Raw genomic sequence first — 19,325 nt, 5'->3', positions numbered from 1 at the left:
TGACCGACAAAGAAACAATGGCAAAACCTTCGAAAGATGTAACGGCCGCCGAACTGGCGATCCTGGAAAAGCTGTGGGAGCATGAACGCGCGACGCTGAAGCAGCTGTCTAAATGGCTTTACGGGGCCGAAACCCCGTCGGATATCGCGACGGTCCAAAAGTTAATCTCACGGCTGGAAACCAAGGGCTGTGTCGCCCGTGATCGCGATTGCTGGCCGCACCAGTTTCAAGCCGCGATCGACCGGGATCACTTGATCTCGCATCGATTGCAGGCGACCGCCGACGAACTGTGTGACGGAACGATGTCGACGTTGCTGACGCACCTGGTCAAATCCGCCAAGTTCAATTCGCGTCAACGCAAACGTCTCCGCAAGATCCTTGATGATTTGGATGCCGAGTGATGACGATCGCGGAAGTGATCATCGGTAACCTTTGCCTGGCGTCGTTGATCGGCGTGCTGGCATGCATCGTCGGTCGCTGCGGCCGCCGAGCGGTGCTGGCCCATGCGCTGTGGATCATGTTCTTCGCCAAACTGGTCACGCCGCCGATCGTTTCCGTACCGCTGCCCATCCCCTCCTTCACCACCGACCCGGCGGCATCTCCCGTCGCGATTGCGTCGGCCCCCCAATCGGAAACGCGCCGCCATTCTTCAAGTGGATCAACACCGGATTCAGCCGTCTCGCGCGAGCGTACGGGCCATGAGGCGGAGAACGCGGGGCTCGACCGACAGGCCTCCGACGATCTGGTCGCCGCGACAGCCGTCCCGGCCGCCTCTCGTCCGGAGCGGGACGTTTCCTCCGCCAGGTTTGCTTGGCTGAATTCGAATTGCTTGATGTGCCTGGCGTGCGCCATCTGGATGGGCGGTTTCCTGGCATTGGTCGTTCACGGCATCCTTCGTTTGGTTCGTTTCCGCAAATTGATCGGCCAGTGCGGGCAGGAAGACGCGGAAGCGACCGAGACGGTGCGCGAAATTGTCCGGCGTGAGAGCCGCTGGCGAATCGACCGACGGACACCGCGCGTCGTCCGTGTCTCCGTCCACGTTTCACCGATGCTGTTCGGTTTTGCGACGCGACCGATCATCGTGTGCCCCGAACAGTTGTGGCAATCGCTGTCGCCGGCGGATCGCAAATCGTTTTTGGCGCACGAGACCGCGCACTTTCTGCGTCGCGATCATTGGGTGCGTTGGCTGGAATGGTCGGTCTCGGCGGTCTATTGGTGGTTCCCCGGCGTGTATTTCGCCCAAAAGCAACTCGAACGCCACGAGGAGGCGTGCTGTGACGCCAGGGCCGTCAAAATCCTGGGGACCAAACCGCGGCAATACGCCGAAGCGTTGTTGCGTGTGGTGGACTTCATCAGCGATCACCAAGCCGGGTTGCCCAAGTTTGCCAGTGGGATGCAGCCGACCGCAACGTTAGAAGAACGGCTGCGATTGTTGATGCGGAATGAGTTGGACCAATCCTATTCACACCTCCATACCTGGGGCAGCGGACTCGCATGTGCGGCGATTTGGATGGTCCACCCCGACGTCTATTCCTTTCAACTGCCGCGCGATCATGATCGCCAGCGGGAGGTGATCGCCGAGCGTGAACGCATCGCGCCGCTGCCGAGCCTCGAATCCGACATGCCGATCCAAGAGTGGGACGAAGCGGAATTGCCGGCCGCGCCGAGCGGATTCTGGAACGCCACTCCGATTCGTCATTGGGGCGAATTCTCGTTTGGCGTCTCGGGCTACCGCTTCACCGCGATCGCCGGAGAGGGGTTTGCCATCGACCGATCCGCGGACGATCCGCTCGTCTTTGACCAGCGGAACTTGACAGCTATCGCGGAGATCCCGGCCAGCGGGCGGGTCATCATCGGCGACGCCGCCGGGAATGTTCGGTTGTGGGACTTGAAGGCCGGGATGCCGGTTTCATTGCTCGGCCGGCATACGGCCGACGTGACCAGCTTGGCGGTCACACCCGACGGCGGCGTCTATTCGGCCGATTCGGCGGGAGCGGTGATCCGTTGGGAATTGCAATCCGGCCGGACGCTGGCCCGCTGGAATGGCAAGTCTCAATTGCCGGATTCACGCCCCGATGCGGTCGCCGTCCAGTCCATCCGTTCGTCGATCGATGGGCAATGGATCGCGGTGCTGTGTGGTGACTGGCGGCAAACGTCGACTCCGAAAACACTTCATCTGCTCGACAGCCAAACGCTGACCGAGCAGGCAAGCATGGAACTGGCGCCGCAGACCGCCGTGGTGTTGGCCGATCCTCGCGGCGATTGGTTCGCCGTCAGTTGGAGCGGCAGCGTTCGTCCGCTGGACGATTCCCAGCCGATCCGACAGGTGAAAAAGGATCACGTTTCAGCCCTCATTTTGTCTCAACATGCGGTGCTGGATGTAAACGAGTCTGGCGATCAACCATCCCCATCGATCATCACGTCCCGATGAACAAGACACAGTGGGATAGGCTTCCAGCCTGTCACCGATTCGATCGACAGGCTGGAAGCCTATCCCACTTGAGCGTCCCCATCCCCGCCCCCGAGTTGTTGCGATGAACTATCGAGAATTGTTTCGGCTGATGCTCGTGCTCGGTTGTAGCGTCTTGCCGGCCGTTCCGATTGCCGCCCAAGAGTCGTCGGAATCCTCGACCGGGATTGATTCATCGCGGTCGGTCGCCCGACGCATGCTGGTTTGTTGCGGTTTGCCCGGTGACGACCTCCATCGCGAACAAATGACAGCGGCACTCGAAAGCTTCATCGGAACATCGCAATCCGTGCTCGGCGTGCCCCCGAATCAATTGACGGTCCTGGCCGGTGATGAAACGATGCAGGCGGAACTTCAGCCGATGCATGCGGAGATCGGAATCTGCACGCGCGAGACACTCGAAGCCGCGTTCGCTCAGGCAGCCCAAACCTTAAAACCCGCCGATGCGTTTTGGGTCGTGATGATCGGGCATTCGCATCCCTACGGCGCCGAAAGTCAATTCAATGTTTCCGGCCGTGATTTCAACCAAAGTGACTTCGCAAAAGCGGCAGCGGGTATCGAGTGCCGTGAACAAGTTTTCTGGTTGACTCAACCGCTGAGCGGATTCTGGATCAAACCGCTATCACGTCCCGGACGCATCATCCTGACCGCGACCGAAGCCGACCTGGAATTCACCGCGACCGAAATGCCGTATGCGCTGGCGGCGGTGTTAGACGGTAGCGGTGAAGCCCAATCGCTCGAAGACGTCGACGGGGACGGATCGCTTTCGCTGTTGGATCTGTACCTTGCGACGAACCTTGAAATCACCGCACGGTTTCGTTCCATCGATCGATTGCAGACCGAACATGCCCAACTGGACGACAACGGAGACGGCCGCGGCAGCGAGGTGCAAACCCCTTACTTGCCCGTCGAGGAGGAAGAGGAGGATGACGAAGACGAGGACGGCGAAGAGGAGGAGACGGATGAGGATCAAGCCGAACCGTCCGAGCAGGATGCGGCCCAGCAGGCTGCGATCGCCAAGCCGCCGTTGATCCAAAGCCGCAACCTGGACGGGTTTCGAAGCCGCTATGTCTTGCTGCAGTCATCATCAAAGTAGCAAGCGACCGGGGGCATTTCGTCCAATGCCACCTACGTTATGAGCCGACGGCGCTAGCCGCGGGCCTTGGATTGTCCTTCGAGTCTTGTAAGGCCCGAGGCTATCGCCTACGGCTCAGTTTGTGATCGAAAGTAGGTGGCATTGGGCGTTTCGCCATCATTCTGCCATCCCTCTCCTAAGTAGGAAGATTTTTGGGTAGGAAAATCACCTGTATAGAAATGGATCGTGCATTTCATCATTTTCTTACCTCCGAAATTTTCCTACCCGACTCCCGACTCCCGACTCCCGACTCCCGACTCCCGACTCCCGACTCCCGACTCCCGACTCCCGGCCTGGCCTGGCCTGGCCTGGCCTGTTCTGGTGCCAATTCCCCTGGACCGCTCCCACGTCCCGCACTTCGGAAGGTTATTCTAAAGCTTCGGTGTGCCTGCACCGGTGTGCTCCTTCCCTCCCCGCCTAAACACTCGCCATGATCTCCCGCCCCTTCACCCTCTGGGTGCTATTTGTGACCGGATTCTGCTTCGGAGGTGTTGCAACACCGGCAGCCTTCGCCCAGACGTTGGATCTGAATCTCCGCTACCAGGAACCGACTGCCGAAGGATCGTCGCGCTACCATCGGCTGGTGCGAAGCGAACGCTGGGACGCGGCGGGTACGGCCGTCATCGTCTGCGACATGTGGGACAGCCATCACTGCGTCAACGCGGTCCGGCGCGTGACGCAATTGGCGCCGCGGATCGATCGGTTTTGTGACACGCTGCGGGAGCAAGGCGTGACGATCATCCATGCACCCAGCAGTTGCATGAAGGCGTACGAAGACCATCCGGCGCGAGGGAGAGCGATGGCGGTTCCGCAGGCGCCGACGCTGCCCGACGACATCGCCAGCTGGTGCAACCAGATCCCCAGCGAAGAGGCCGCCGCCTATCCGATCGATCAATCCGCCGGCGGCGAAGACGACGATGCCCAGGAGCACCGCCAGTGGGCGGACCGTTTGGTCGCGATCGGACGGAACCCGCGTGCACCCTGGCAACGCCAAGTCGATACGATCACGATTGACGATCAACAAGACTTTATCAGCGACAGCGGCACGGAAATCTGGAGCATCCTTTCCGACCGAGGGATCGACAATGTCATCTTGGTCGGTGTCCACACCAACATGTGCGTGCTGGGGCGACCCTTCGGCTTGCGACGACTCGCATCGGCGGGCAAAAACGTGGTGCTCGCCCGCGACCTGACCGACACGATGTACGACCCTCGGGCATGGCCGTATGCGAGTCACTTTACCGGCACGGATTTGATCGTCGACCACATCGAACGCCATGTCTGCCCGACAATCTCCAGCGACCAGGTGCTCGGCGGTCGGGCATTTCGCTTTGCCGACGATCATCGTGTCCGGCTACTGATGTTGATTGCCGAGAATGAGTATCAAACCAACGAGACGCTTCCCACGTTCGCGGCGAAACACTTGTCGCAACATTTCAGTGTTCACGTCGCCTGGGGCAGCGAGACCGATCGGAACAAGATTGTGGCCCTGGGCGATCTGGCCGATGCCGATGCCTTGTTGGTGAGCGTTCGTCGACGTGCTTTGCCGGAGCGAGACCTTTTGCTGATCCAAAAATTCGTTCGGCAGGGAAAGCCCGTGATCGGCATCCGCACCGCCAGCCACGCGTTTTCGCTGCGTGGGAAACAGCCGCCGGCGGGAAACGCGGTTTGGGAATCATTCGACGGCGACGTGTTCGGCGGAAGCTACACCAACCATTACGGAAACAACTTGAAATCCACGCTGCAGTTGCCTGCCGATGCGGCCGAGGATCCGATCGTTTCGGCCAGCGGTGCGGCTGGCATCCTCCCCGGCGGTTCGCTGTACAAGACGGCGCCGCTGCTGCCAGGTGCACAGATTTTGATGCAAGGAATCGTCGACGGCCAGCCGCCGCAGCCGGTCGCGTGGACATTTATCCGCAACGACGGCGGTCGTTCGTTTTACACGTCGCTGGGGCATGCCGACGATTTCGCGCAAGCCCAATTCGAAGCCTTGCTTTCGGCCGGCATCCACTGGGCTTGCGGGTTGGCGCCACACACGTTGGCGGAAGTGAAAGCACAGAACAAACGTTATGCCGCCGGCGCGGGGAAACAGTAGCGGACGACGCGAGGAGTCCGCGCAGTTCGCAATCCGAATGGCACGGGCCGACGTGTTGGTGTCTAGCCTTTAGGCCAATTCCGCTAGGTTAAGGCCGAGGGAGAAGCCCGGACGCTGGCGCGAACCGGCTGATGTCGGACGATGATCAGCCGTTTGGCGCGAGCCTACGGGCCCTCCCCGCAGGAAACAACGGTTAACTTAGCGGTATTGGCCTGAAGCCTGTACACCAACACGCATGCCCGAGCCATTATTGACAGGCTGGAATGCGATCCCACGACTCACCGGGCAGGTGCATCGATTCGGGCGACAGCTTCAGTGCGGTGCGGAGGTCCATCAACAACACAAAGACGACGGGCACAAGCACCAGTGTGAAACAGGTCGACACGATCATTCCGCCCAAGAAGACGACGCCCAAACCGCGATACAGCTCGCTCCCGGCTCCCGGGAACACGACCAACGGCAACAGCCCCAGCACCGTCGTCAACGTCGTGATGCAAATCGGACGAATCCGCGTGCGGACACTCATCGGCACCGCTTCGATCGGCGCGAGGTGCTCTTCGCGCATGTGCACCAGAGATTGGTGGACGATCAAGATCGCGTTATTGACCACGGTGCCGATCAAGATGATGAAGCCCAGCATCGTCAGCACATCCAGCGATTGGGGGACGAAAAAGTTCAGCATCCACAATCCGACGATGCCGCCGACGGCTCCCAACGGCACGCTGAAGATGACCACAAAGGGGTACAGCCAGGATTCGAACAGCGCGGCCATCAACAGGTACGTGATCACGACGGCCATCAGAATATTGAAACGCAGTGCGTCCCAAGCTTGGCGCAATTTATCGGCGGTGCCTGACAGCGCCACAAAGTACTCGTTGCCGATCGTGCCCTCGTCGACCAGCGGCGCGACGATCTGGCCGCTGACCAGTTCCATCGCCGCTTCCAACGGCATGTCATCCGGCGGACTGACCTCGACGGTGATCGACCGCAATCGTTCACGCCGTTGAATCTGTTCGGGTCCGCTGCCATATTGCATTTGAGCCACGGCCATCAACGGCACGACTTCACCGTCACCGGTCGCCAGCGGCAGCGACATCAACGCTTGCGGGTCGGCATTGCGTCCGGTCGGTCCCTTGATCGTCATGTCGATCTTGTCGCCGCCGACGTAGTAGTCGCCGGCATAAGCGCCGTCGACCATCGCGTCGGCGACGTACCCCAGCGACGTCGTGTCGATGCCCATTTCCGACGCCGCCAACAACTTGGGCCGGAGATGGATCTCGGGGCTGGACAACTCCAGACTCGGCTGGGCCGTCGCTTGGGCGTCGGGCATCAACCGTTCGACGTCATCGAGCACGCGTCCGGCGATGACGACCAATTGCTCCAGTTCGGGACCGGAGATTTCGACATCGATGGTTCTGCCGCCGGACATGCCGCGTCCGAACAAGCTGGACTGGGACGCCATCACGCGAATCCCCGGCAAATCTGCGCCGGCCTTGCGAATCAATGGCACCAGCTCCGACGCCCGCTCGGCATCCCGGGCGCGAAACCCCATGAACAGGCTGCGTTCGCGGATCGAACAGAAGTAATAATCCAACACCGGTGCGTCGGATCCGTCGACCGGACCACTGCCTTCATCGACATCCCAAAGCGGCCGCAACCGGTCTTCGACGATCGCCCCGATGTCGGAAAGTTCGTCCAAGTTATAGCCGGCGGGAATCGAAAACCGCGCGAACACGAAATTGCGATTCCCCGTCGGCAGGTACTCGACCTTCGGCCACAACAGATAGCTCAGTCCGACGGAGATTCCCGTCATCACCAAAACGACTGCAACGGAGCGCAATCGCGACCGCAGCACCCAGGTGTTCAGACCGACGACCGAACCGACCAACAACCCCGCGGCACCGCGGACCACCCGCTCGAACCAGCCCTCTGAATCGCCATTGCGATGCGTGTCTACATCGGTGTCGCCGGCGGCCGGCTGCGATTCATTCCCGCCACCGCGACGGGCGAACAATCGTGAGGCGGCCGTGGGGATCACGGTAAAAGAAACCAGCATCGAAAACGCGATGCCACAACTGATCGCCAACGCGATGTCTCGAAACAACTGCCCTGCGGTGGCCTGAACAAAAATCACCGGCAGGAACACGGCGATCGTCGTCAATGTTGACGCGATGATCGCGCCGGCGACTTCGCCGGCACCACGCGACGATGCCACAAACGCATTCTCCCCGGACTGCTTCCGCCGCGTGATGTTCTCCAGCACCACGACCGCGTTGTCGACCAGCATCCCGACGGCGAACGCCATCCCTGCGAGTGAAATGACGTTCAATGATCGGCCCAACAGCGTCATGCACAGAAACGCCCCGGCGATACTGATCGGGATTGCCACCGCAGCGACCAGGGCCCCGCGTGCGATCCGGTAGCCGAGCACAAAAATCAACAACACCGTGCCGACGTAAAACCAGGGCGACACATACACCGACGCGACGGCGGTCGCTGCGATCGCCACGCTGGCCAAAACGGTCGCACGGCTGAAGTGCAAGAACAACATCAAGATGATGATCGTCGCGGCGCTTCCGATCAGCATGTTTTGCACCACCAGCGAAATCGCCGATTCGATGTACTCGGTCTCGTCGTAGTACTGAAACAACTCCAATCCTTCGCGCGCGAGCACCCCTTGGTTCAATTCGCGATTGGCAACTCGCAGCCCCTTCATCACCTCCATCACGTTCGCGCCGCTGACCCGGCCGACGCTCAAACTGATGCTTTCGGTACCATAGCGTCGGGCGATACTTTCGCGGTCCTTGTAACCCAGCTTGACCTCCGCGACGTCACCGACATAGACCCGTGTGTTGCCATCGGAGACCAACAATTGTTGTTTGACTTGTTCGGGATCGCGAAACTGGCCCAGTGTTCGAATCACCCAGGTCCGTTTGCCTTGGAAGAAATCACCGGCGGTCGTGTCGCTGTTTTGCCGATTGAGCGCCTCGCGGACTTGGCGGATCGTGATCTGCCGCGCCGCCAGTTTTGCCGGGTCGACGATCACCTGCAGTTCTTCTTCGCGGCCGCCGCGCGTCTCGGCGTTGGAAACCCCCGGCACGCGCTCCAGTCTTGCTTCGACAAAGTCTTCGGAAAGCTTGCGGAGCTTTTCCAGATCCACCGGCGGTGGGCTGAGCGCTTCCAGCGCCGGGTGCGCCGCGAGGTGTTCGTTCAAACAGTTCTGCAAACGAAACACGCGGAGGGCGGAATTGCTGGCCAAGCGTGCCGGTTCCAGCAGTTCGGCGATCTCGGGGTGGGCCGCCTGGAATTCGGCGATCGCTTGGCCGGTCGGCGGCCGGGGCGTCAGTGCGAACCGCGCGATCGGTTGGGCACTTAAGTCGGCCGCTTCGATCACCGGTTCACTGGCATCCAGCGGATACTCACGCACTTGTTGTAGACGTGTGTTGACCCGCGCCAGTGCGTCATCGATGTTGGTGCCGATCTCAAATTCCAGCGTGACTTCGGCCGAGGAAACACGACAGCTGGACGATAGTTTGACCAGCCCTTCGACGCCCTGCAGCTGCTCCTCCTGCTCGAGCACGATTTCGCGTTCGATTTCTTGGGGACTGGCCCCCGGCCATCGAGTTTCGATGGTCAGCACTGGGTTTTGGACTTCCGGAACGAGTTGCTTTGGGATCAACCCCAGCGACAGCGTGCCGAACATCGCGGCAAGAATCGCGCCGACGTAGACCTTCACCGGGTTTCGAATCAGGATTTCAAACACGTCACTCAACCGTCCGAGACGGTGACCTCCACAGACTGTCCGGCCGCCAAACGTTCGTTGCCCCGCGTGACGACGATGGCGTCGGCCGGCAGATCACCGCGGACCGAAATCCAATCTCCTTGCGCGACGCCCAGCTTGACCGGCACTTTGCGGACGACGGCCGCCTGTTTCGGTTGCTCCGCTGTGGAGGCGGCGGCACGATCGGCATCGACGACGAACACCGACTGTTGCTGGCCGTCCAGGACGATCGCATCGGTCGGCACGAACGTCAGCTCGACTTCCGGCCCGATCGGCAAATCCATCCGCACGACCATCCCGGACATCAGCATCGGGATCCCGTTGTCGATTCGGTTTTTGATCCGCACCAACACCGGGAACGTTCGCGCCCGCGTGTCGGCGGCGGGCACGATGCGTTCGAGTTGCCCGAGCAGTAATTCGCCCGGCCGCGCGTCGAATTCCACATGGATCGTTTGCCCCGGACGCAGCGAAACCACTTGGGCGGCCGGGACAGCGACTTCGACGCGGACGGTGTCCAGTTCGATCAAGTCGACGACCGGATCGCCGGCGGTGATCCAAGCGCCCGCTTCGGTGTACTCGGCCGTGACGTAACCGTCGAAAGGTGCGATCAGCGTGTGCTTGTTGAGCCGGTCTTCGAGCAGGCGAACTTGTTCGCGTTGCAGATCCACACGCGCCTGGGCCTGGGCGACTTGCTCGACCCGCGGCCCGGCGACCAATCGGGCATGGGCGATGGTCGCCGCCTGCAACAACTGCTGCGACGAATTCGCCTCCGCCGTCGCCACGTCCAGTTCTTCGACCGAGGCGGCTTTGGATCGCACCAGTTTGGACAGCCGTTCCAGCTGGCTGGCCGACCGACGCGCGATCGCACCGGCGGCTTCCATCCTGGCCTTGGCTTCGGCGATGTCTTCCTGTCGTGATCCGGATTCCAACTCGGCGAGTTGCTGTTGGACCAAACGCAATTCCGCTTTGGCGGCGGCAAGTTCGATTTGAATCACATCGGTCTGTAAATCCGCCACGGCATCGCCGGCGGCAAGCCGATCGCCGCGTTTGGCGTGCAAGGTGCGCAATCGCCCCGGCAACGAATAACCGATCGTGGTGGTCCGACTGGGCGTCACCGTGCCCAACAGCTGATAGGCCGACTTGGCCTGCCCCGTGCGGACGCGGCACGCCATCACCGGCTGAAGGTTTTCTGGTTCGGACGGCCCGGGAATCTGGGCGGGCACCCCATCGACAATCAACAACGTGACTGCCAACGTGCCGCACCACAGGGCGCGACGGACAAATGGCGATTTGGACATGAACAGCATCCGAATCGCGCCGCTGAAAAACAGGGCCGATTCATCGGTAAGGTGGGAGAGGGGTGGGAGTCGGAATCCGGGAGGCGTCCCTATCCTACTTCAACGCCCCACCGCTCACCACACGATCACCGATAAAAGGGGCGGACGCGACGAGCCAAAGTCACCCACCCATGAACCCGAAGATCGCATGGGAACGCAGCACCAATAGTGTGCCGCAGCTTTATCTTCGCGTGCGGCGGACCGTCGCCGCCCTCTCCGAGGTCGGCGCGGGGCGAAGTTTCGCTTTTTCGCGTACGCTCCGAGTTCGGAGAACACGGCGACCGTCGCAGCTCGGTTTTCCGGTAGTGGACGAGGCGACGAGTCCATTCGGGTTGCATTGCGAGGACTCCTCGCGTCGTCCACTACCGTTCACACGACTCACACCGTCGTCGCCGAATTAACGTCTCTGCGTTCTTGAAGCAGTCTCTGGTGCTCGTCCAGGATCTCGCGGACCGACGAAAGCAGATGGTCGGGGGTGAAGGGCTTGTGAACGACCGGATAGCCGGGCGGGACTTCACCCTTTTGAGCGACTTCGGGGTCATGGCCTGTACAGAACAACAGCGGCAGATTCGGATTGCTCTCTGCGATGCGGGTGCACGCTTCGCGCCCGGTCATGTTGGGCATCATGACATCCAGGATGGCCAGATCGATCTGGCCGGCCAATTGTTCGACACGGTCGACGGCTTCTTGTCCATCGCTGGCCAACACCACGTCGTATCCGGCGTGTTGCAGGATCCGCTTGCTGACTTGTCGCAACAGTTCTTCGTCGTCGGCGACCAAGATCGTTCCGAAGCTGCCGCTGTCGTCCATAGTTCGGTCGGCGACCGGTCGCACTTGCTCCTTCTCTTTCGCAGTCGTCTTGACCGCGGGCAATAAGATTCGAAACGTCGTGCCCACACCGACTTCGGATTCGACCTCGATGTGCCCTTGGTGCTGTTTCACCAACCCGTAGACCATCGCCATTCCCAGCCCTGTTCCCGACCCGACTTCCTTGGTCGTGAAGAAAGGCTCAAAGATCCGCTCCAACACGTTCGGTGGCATTCCGCTGCCGGTATCAGAAATTGAAATCCGAACGAACGGCCCGGGTTTGAGCACCTCGTCTTTGCGACAATACGCTTCATCCAGATCCACCGGTTCGGTCGACAACGTCAGCTCGCCGGTACCGTCCATCGCGTCGCGTGAATTGATACAACAATTCAGCAGCGCTTGCTGCAGTTCGACCGAATCGGCATGCACGATCACCGAGTGGGGATGCAGGTTTTGGCGAAGCGTGATCCGAGACCCCAGTAGCGGCTTGGCCAGGGCAACCAATTCGGCGATCACATCATTGACGTTGATATCCACACAGCACAGCGGTTTGCGGCGACTGAAGCCGAGCAATTGACGCGTCAATGAACTGGCGCGCTCCCCGGCCTTGAGGATGCATTTCAGATCTTGGTGCAACGGTTCGCCCGCCTGGGTGGAGTCGATTCCGAATTGCGCATAGGAAAGAATGATCTGCAACAGATTGTTGAACTCATGCGCGATCCCGCCGGCCAACATCCCGACCGCTTCCAGTTTTTGGGATTCACGCAGCTGTTTTTCTTTTTCCAGCAACAGTTGCTGCGCCAGTTCCCGTTGCTTCATCTCGCGACGAAGCTCGTTCGTCTTCGCGGCAACGGTTTCTTCCAGGTCGGCGACGGTGTTTCGGGACGCTTCGGTCAGCTTTCTTTTTTTGGTCATCGCCGCCGCGATCTGAGAAACCTCTGCGGCGTCGAAGGGTTTTCGCAGAATCAGCAACTGGTCGCTGTGGCCGAGTTCCTCGACGATTTCCGACCAGGAATAATCCGAGAACGCGGTGCAAATCAGAACTTGCAGATCGGGATCGGCCTTCCACAGGTGACGGATCGTCTCCACGCCGTCCCAGCCCGGGGGCATCCGCATGTCGACGAACGCCGTGCTGAAGGGACGCCCCTCTTCGATCGCCTCGCACACCATCCGGTATCCGTCTTCACCTTGATAGGCGGATGCCAATTCGTACGACCGGGACGCCCTGGCCTGGCGCGAGGAAGTGCCGAACAGGGAGACTTCCAGTGAGTCCAATTCCGAATCACCGCCGGAATCGTCACACAAAATCTTGCGAAAGTCATCGTGAATCGCGGTGTTGTCATCGATGATGATGATTCGCGACCGTGGGGGCTCGTCGACGAGTTGTCCGCCGCTGGTCCTGGTGCTCGTCCTAGATGCGTCATCCATCATTGTTTCTGGGTCGTCCTTCGGTGCGCGGCTCGATCGTCAGATCACAAATCGTCTTCCGTTCGTCGCCAATGTCTCTTGTTGCCCCAAACCTTCGCTTGTGATCAGCACAAGACGATCGATCGCAGGATAGATCTGATCGAAATGTTTCAATCTGAGGGACAACCGGCACTCCCGATCCGCATACTTAACACGCCCTTCGGGGCGGATAAGGTTGTGGATGACCGTAAAGATCATTAAATCATTGGAATTGATGCTCCGTGCATTCGACAACATGAATGGGCGGGGGAATGTACGTCCACGTCTCAGGCACGAGCGTGCCGAACACGAGCTAGCAAACGCCAGCGCGAGCGGGAACGCCCTGTTCGTCAGCAGGTCGCTGAGTCGCGATAGAAAGTGGGCATCGAAATCGGGGTGGCGCGGTGAACGCAGACTGTCATGGCGTCCGAGAGGGCGACCGAGCGATCGAAACGCGAGGGAGAACGGCGGCACGGTTCATAGTGCTCCCGTTCGCGGTGTTCACTGTCGCAGCGATTCTGGTCGGCGCGGGCACCACCGGGCACGCCCAGCAGACGGCCGCACCCGGCGTGGGGGCCGACATCGCCCCTCCGTTGGCCGACGAAGACCACGCGACCGACGGTTCCGATGCCGCGGACGATGACGAGAGTTTCGACAGCGAACTCGATTCCCTGTTGGAACAAGACCTCGGTGCGTTGCGGCGGACGTCGGTGGCCCCATCGCTGGAGGTCGAAGTCACGTCGGTCTCGCGTCAAAAGAGCACGATCGGCCGATCGCCGGCGGCCGTGTTCGTGATCACGAACGAGATGATTCGTCGCAGCGGGTACCAGTCGATCCCCGAAGTGCTTCGTTTGGCCCCAGGGCTGCAGGTGTCACGGATCGATGGCAACAAGTGGAGCATCAGCAGCCGCGGCGAGTCGGGGCGGTTCAGCGACAAGCTGCTGGTTCAGATCGACGGTCGCACCGTCTACAACCCGCTGTTCGCCGGGGTGTTGTGGGATGTCCAAGACGTGCTGCTGGAAGACGTGTTGCGGATCGAAGTCATCCGCGGCCCCGGAGCGACGGTGTGGGGCGCCAATGCCGTCAACGGTGTCATCAACATCCTGACCAAGCCCAGTTCCCAGACCCACGGCAGCTATGCGATCGCCGGTGCGGGAACGTTGGAACAAGGGTTCGTCGGCGGACGATTGGGCGGCCGAACCGAATCGGGAGTCGATTATCGGGTCTGGGGCAAGTGGTACCAGCGCGACGAAATGGATTTGGTCGGCGGCACGCCGTACGACGCGACCGAACAGGCACGGTTGGGTTTCCGCACCGATTGGACCGCGCCCTCGGATGATCAAGTCAGCTTTCAAGGCCAGTACTACAACGGCCAGTCGGACAGTTTGTCCGATCGCGACTTTGCCGGACGCCTGCGGTTCGATCAACCGGTCGCCGGGGGCAACCTGTTAACGCGTTGGACGAGAAAACACTCGAGGGATCACGAATCGTCGTTGCAACTGTACTACGACCGATTCGATCGCAAAGCCTACGGGTTTAACCAGCAAACGAACATCTTTGATTTGGATTTCCAAAGCCATTTCCGCTACCGATGTGATCACGCCATCATCTGGGGAGCCGGCTACCGCGCCATTTTTGACAAATTGACCAACAACGACCCGGTGCCCTACATCGCCGCAGACCCTCAGCAACGCACGGTGCAACGATTCAGCGCGTTCATTCAAGATGAAATGACGTTGCTCGAAGACGTGTTGTACTTCACGCTCGGATCAAAATTTTCGCACAACACGTTCAGCAACTTCGAACTCCAGCCGAGCGCGCGGTTGCTGTGGCTGCCCAGCGAATCGGACGCGGCGTGGTGCGCGATCTCACGCGCCGTCCGCACACCGTCGCGTCTGTCGGCCGACGGGCAATTGATTGTCAATCAGCCGACACCGCTGGGTAACTTTCCGTTAATGCTTTTCACAGACGGCGACTTGGGGGCGGAAAACTTGGTAGCCTATGAAGTGGGATATCGGCAACAGACCAACGAGTACCTTTCGTGGGACGCGACGGCCTATTTCCACGACTATGACAAATTGCATGCGCTGCGTCTGAATTTCCCGACTGTCGGTGTTCCGTTTTTGGACATCTCGGATACCGCGTCGGCCGATGGTTACGGCTTTGAGCTTTCCGCGACCGCTCAGCTGACCGGGTGTTGGACGGTTCGAGGCTGGTACGCGTTTCAGCGGATTCAGTTTGATGAACCGCCGCCGTCGGTCCCAGGCACGGCCGGCAAGTCGGACGCGTTGCCACGCAATCAAGTTTCGCTCACCAATTCCTTCGACCTTCGTCGCGGTTGCCAATTGGATCTGATCACCCGCTATGTCGACAGTCTGCCGGCCGAAGCAACGCCGTCGTATCTGGCGGTCGACACACGTTTGGGTTGGAACCTCGGACGCCATCTTTCCGCCTCGATCGTCGGGCGAAACCTGTTTGACCGGCGACACTACGAGTTCGGCCCCAATCTGTTCACCGGCGACGTTCCGACCGAAGTGCCGCGAAGCGTTCATGCGTACGTGGAGTGGCGACGATGAACATGAACGACAATCCATCCCGGCGTCACGTTCGGCGATCGGTCACGCGACCGATCCGATTGGCCGTTGCTCTGTTGGTGATGACCGGTCTTGTGGGCGCCCCGACGGCACGGGCCGATGTCGGCGTCGCGACCGAGCAGAAAGTGAAGGTCGCCTACCTGTATAACTTTTTGCGTTACGTGCGTTGGCCCGAGACGGCGCACACCGATGCATCGTCGCCGATGGTGATCGGAATCATCGACGGTGATCCCCACGCTCGATTGATCAATCAGGTCGCGGCGAAGAAAAAGGCCCGCGGCCGGTCAATCGTCGTTCGACAATTCGATTCCGTCGGCGTGATCCAGGCTTGCCACCTGGTCTTTCTGCATGCGGGAATCGCGTCGGCAGACGAAGCCGAGGCGATCCGGCGGACCGAACAACAGAAATCGCTGTTGATTTGCGAGTCCGCCGAGGCATCCCGACGCGGCGTTCCGATCCGCTTCTTTACCGATCGCGACGGAACGATCGGGCTGAGGATCAACATCGATGCGATGGCCCGACGCGGTCTCCAGGCCGACGCCAAATTGCTGAACATCGCGACCATCGAGCGGGACTAGCGCCAATGGGAATCACCAACAAACGATTTCGCGACGTTTCGGTGCGAACGAAACTGACGTTCCTGGCGGCCACGGCGATCACGTTGGCGGTCACGGTCGCCTGTGTCATCTTTGTCGTCCTGGACGTCCGCCGCATTTCGGCATCCAAAGCCACGCAGCTGACGGCGATCGCCGAAACGCTTAGCACCAACAGCACGGCGGCGATCGCGTTCGGACAACAAGATGCCGCCGAAGAGTTGTTGGCGGCCGTCAAGCGACGCCCGACGATCACCACCGCATGCATCTTGGATTCCGACCAAAACCTGTTTGCGATCTATCGCCGCGGCGGTGTGGATCATCACAGCGCCGATCGATCGCTGCCGAGCGGCCGATCGATCGCCGGCGGGGCTCGCTACAGCGACGACGGTTTTCTGGAAGTGGCGGTGCCGATCATCGACGATGGAAATCGGCTGGGCACGTTGATCTTGCGGGAAACCACCGCCGACCTGAAACAGGCGCGGCGGTCCCACCTGCTGGCCGCCGCCGTCGTGCTGGCCCTTTCAATCATCATCGGCGTGTTCGCCATCTCCCACCTTCAAGAATCGGTGACCGCCCCCATCCTGCGACTGGCATCGACGGCCAAAAAGATCTCCCAGAGCGACGACTGCAGCATCCGAGTCTATCACGATGGAGAAGATGAAATCGGGGTCTTGTACCGACAATTCAATGACATGCTCGATCGTGTCCAGTCCCGTGAAAAAGCGGTGATCCAAGCCAGCAAGCGGCTGAAGGAACTGAACCAGGATCTGGAACAGCGCGTCGAAAACCGGACCCGCGAACTCGAATCATCCAACACCGCCCTGCAAAACCAAGTCGAAGCCCGGGATCACGCCACGAAACAGCTGCAGGAAACTCACGCGCAACTCCTGGAAGTCTCCCGGCGTGCCGGAATGGCCGACATCGCCAACGGCGTGCTGCACAACATCGGCAACGTTCTGAACAGTTTGAACATCAGCGCCAATCTGATCGACCAACGCGTTCGAAATATCAAATTGGCCAGTGTCGAAAAAGCCGTCCAGCTGCTGACGCAGAATGAAGACGACCTGGCCGAATTCCTGCTGGAAACGGACCAGGGAAAGATCTTGCCACGATATCTGGGCAAGCTGTCCGAGAGCATGCGTGACGACCAACGCTCCATCTTGGACGAGGTCGTTTCTTTGGCGTCCAACGTCGAACACATCAAAGACATCGTCCGCGCCCAACAATCCCACGCCGGCGCCTTCGGTGTGACCGAACAGTTGCAACCCGAATCGCTGTTCGAAGACGCGATCCGTTTCGTTCACGATTCTTTCTCCAAACACGACGTCAAACTGGTGCGTGAGTACGATCCGGTCGCGGTGATCGAAATCGAAAAGGCCAAGGCGATCCAAATCATCGTCAACCTGGTCAAAAATGCCAAGGAATCGGTGCTGGAACACGATTCGGACACCAAACGCGTGACGCTGCGGCTGCGGCAAGACGGCGACGAGGTCTGGTTCCAGGTCCGTGACAGCGGAATCGGAATTGCCCCCGACCGGATCACGACGATCTTCTCCAACGGCTTCACGACCAAAAAAGACGGACACGGTTTCGGGCTGCACGCGTCGGCGATCGCGGCCGTCGAAATGGGCGGCCGGCTGATGGTCCACAGCGATGGGATCGGAAAGGGAGCCACGTTCACGTTGGTCCTGCCGGTTTCGCTCCGCAGCCCGGGCAAAGCGTTTGCCGGTTAGGGCAGAGGCGAAATGCGACGAATCCAAATGATCTGGCCGATCGGGTAAGAGATGGTCGGTGGATGGGTGTACGACGTCCTTTCTAGGTCGTCGCGCTAAAGCCCCACGGGCGACGGCCCGGAAGGGCCATCGTACGCCAAGAAAAGCATCGCCTTAAGCTGGACGGTCCCTCAAGGCTAGACAGCAACACGGACGCCCGTACCATTCGGGGCAGGGTCGATGGCTCTGCGTTTCGCAATACGCTAAAACAGCACTGTCACCTTGGCGATCCGCACGATACCGGCGATGAGCAACCGATCCGATGAATCAGCCCCCTCTTTCAAACCGTGACCAAACACCCTCCGGCCGCGACCGAACACGTTCCGGCCCCTCGCCACGATTCGGTCGCCGGCAAGCGATCGCCGGAGCGCTAGCCGCCCCGCTGGCGGCCGGCGTGCTGGCTCCGAAAGCACCGGCGGCCGAAACCACCGCTCGGTCACCGCGAGGCAACCGGATCGCCGTTTCCACGTATTCCTACTGGCGGTATCGCGACGACAGCAAACTGACGATCGAGCAGTGCATCGACTTGGCGGCCGAGACCGGATTCGACGGCGTGGAAATCCTGCACGTGCAAATGGAAGACGAATCCAATGCCACGCTGCAACGGATCAAACAACGCGCCTTTCGGGGCGGATTGGACCTGTGCGGGTTTTCGACGCATCAATCCTTCGTCTATCCCGACGCCGCCAAACGCGAAGAAAACGTCCGCCACACCATCCACTGTATCGAACTGGCCTACGCGTTGGGCATTCCGACGATCCGCGTGAACACCGGTCGCTGGGGAACGTCCAAGGACTTTGACACGCTGATGGCCAACAAAGGCATCGAGCCGCGACTGGAGGGGTATAGCGACGACGACGGGTTTGCTTGGGTCCGAGAGGGACTGGAAAAGTGCCTGCCGACGGCGGAAAAGTGCGGTGTCGTCCTGGGGCTGGAAAACCATTGGGGGCTCGGCCGAACCGCCGCGGGCGTCTTGCGTCTGATCAACGAGATCGACTCGCCCTGGTTAAAAGCGACCTTGGACACGGGCAACTTCTTGGAAGACCAGTACGCCCAATACGAACAACTCGCTCCCGAAGCGGTCTTCGTCCAAGCCAAGACCTACTTCGGCGGTGGAACCTGGTACACGCTGGAGATCGACTACGACCGAGTGGCAAAGATCTTGGCGGCGGTCGACTACCGGGGATACATCTCGCTGGAATTCGAAGGCAAGGAATCGCACGCGACCGCGATCCCCAAAAGCCTTGAAACGCTGCGCAAGGCGTTCGCTTGATTCCCCACGATTGCCTTTCCGT

At 60.3% G+C, this 19,325-nt stretch carries 11 protein-coding genes; 8 read left to right on the top strand and 3 right to left on the bottom strand.

Translation table 11 applies throughout. The features are described from left to right. The first annotated feature begins 17 nt into the window (after window positions 1–17). From Mal15_RS02770 to Mal15_RS02755, 4 genes are all read left to right on the top strand, one after another. Window positions 18–401, top strand: coding sequence for a BlaI/MecI/CopY family transcriptional regulator (locus Mal15_RS02770; protein WP_147866356.1), 384 nt, complete (start codon window positions 18–20; stop codon window positions 399–401). Then, on the top strand, window positions 401–2,431 hold the full coding sequence (locus Mal15_RS02765) for a M56 family metallopeptidase (RefSeq protein ID WP_147866355.1): 2,031 nt from the start codon (window positions 401–403) through the stop codon (window positions 2,429–2,431). The genes Mal15_RS02770 and Mal15_RS02765 overlap by 1 nt, the downstream gene beginning before the upstream one ends. Window positions 2,432–2,534: 103 nt before the next feature. After that, window positions 2,535–3,563 carry a hypothetical protein gene (locus Mal15_RS02760; RefSeq protein ID WP_147866354.1) on the top strand — a complete coding sequence of 343 codons (1,029 nt, stop codon included), beginning with the start codon at window positions 2,535–2,537 and terminating at the stop codon, window positions 3,561–3,563. Between the two features lie 469 nt (window positions 3,564–4,032). Continuing rightward, entirely contained in the window at window positions 4,033–5,697 is a 1,665-nt protein-coding gene (locus tag Mal15_RS02755) for a ThuA domain-containing protein (protein WP_147866353.1), read from the top strand. A gap of 247 nt (window positions 5,698–5,944) precedes the next feature. On the opposite strand, the gene Mal15_RS02750 is transcribed toward Mal15_RS02755, so the two are convergent. The 3 genes from Mal15_RS02750 to Mal15_RS02740 form a co-directional block, all read right to left on the bottom strand. Beyond that, a complete protein-coding gene (locus Mal15_RS02750) occupies window positions 5,945–9,460 on the bottom strand; it encodes an efflux RND transporter permease subunit (RefSeq protein ID WP_167546606.1) in 3,516 nt (1,171 codons plus the stop codon). A gap of 5 nt (window positions 9,461–9,465) precedes the next feature. Further along, on the bottom strand, window positions 9,466–10,776 hold the full coding sequence (locus Mal15_RS02745; protein ID WP_167546605.1) for an efflux RND transporter periplasmic adaptor subunit: 1,311 nt from the start codon (window positions 10,774–10,776) through the stop codon (window positions 9,466–9,468). A 417-nt stretch (window positions 10,777–11,193) separates the two neighbouring features. After that, window positions 11,194–13,050, bottom strand: coding sequence for a response regulator (locus Mal15_RS02740; protein WP_167546604.1), 1,857 nt, complete (start codon window positions 13,048–13,050; stop codon window positions 11,194–11,196). Between the two features lie 515 nt (window positions 13,051–13,565). On the opposite strand from Mal15_RS02740, the gene Mal15_RS02735 reads away from it, so the two are divergent. The 4 genes from Mal15_RS02735 to Mal15_RS02720 all read left to right on the top strand — a co-directional run bounded on the left by Mal15_RS02735 (window position 13,566) and on the right by Mal15_RS02720 (window position 19,303). Beyond that, window positions 13,566–15,644 carry a TonB-dependent receptor plug domain-containing protein gene (locus Mal15_RS02735; protein ID WP_147866349.1) on the top strand — a complete coding sequence of 693 codons (2,079 nt, stop codon included), beginning with the start codon at window positions 13,566–13,568 and terminating at the stop codon, window positions 15,642–15,644. Then, complete coding sequence (locus Mal15_RS02730; protein WP_147866348.1) at window positions 15,641–16,240, top strand: YfiR family protein; 600 nt, start codon at window positions 15,641–15,643, stop codon at window positions 16,238–16,240. The genes Mal15_RS02735 and Mal15_RS02730 overlap by 4 nt, the downstream gene beginning before the upstream one ends. Before the next feature lie 5 nt (window positions 16,241–16,245). Beyond that, window positions 16,246–17,991, top strand: a complete 1,746-nt coding sequence (locus tag Mal15_RS02725) for an ATP-binding protein (RefSeq protein WP_147866347.1) — start codon at window positions 16,246–16,248, stop codon at window positions 17,989–17,991. A 301-nt stretch (window positions 17,992–18,292) separates the two neighbouring features. After that, window positions 18,293–19,303 (top strand): sugar phosphate isomerase/epimerase family protein, encoded by a 1,011-nt coding sequence (locus Mal15_RS02720; RefSeq protein WP_147866346.1) that lies wholly within the window; start codon window positions 18,293–18,295, stop codon window positions 19,301–19,303. Window positions 19,304–19,325: the final 22 nt, after the last annotated feature.

The sequence above is a fragment of the Stieleria maiorica genome (assembly GCF_008035925.1).
GTDB lineage: Bacteria > Planctomycetota > Planctomycetia > Pirellulales > Pirellulaceae > Stieleria > Stieleria maiorica.
The sequence above is the reverse complement of the archived record's forward strand: the minus strand, read 5'-3'. Positions and strand labels throughout refer to the sequence as shown.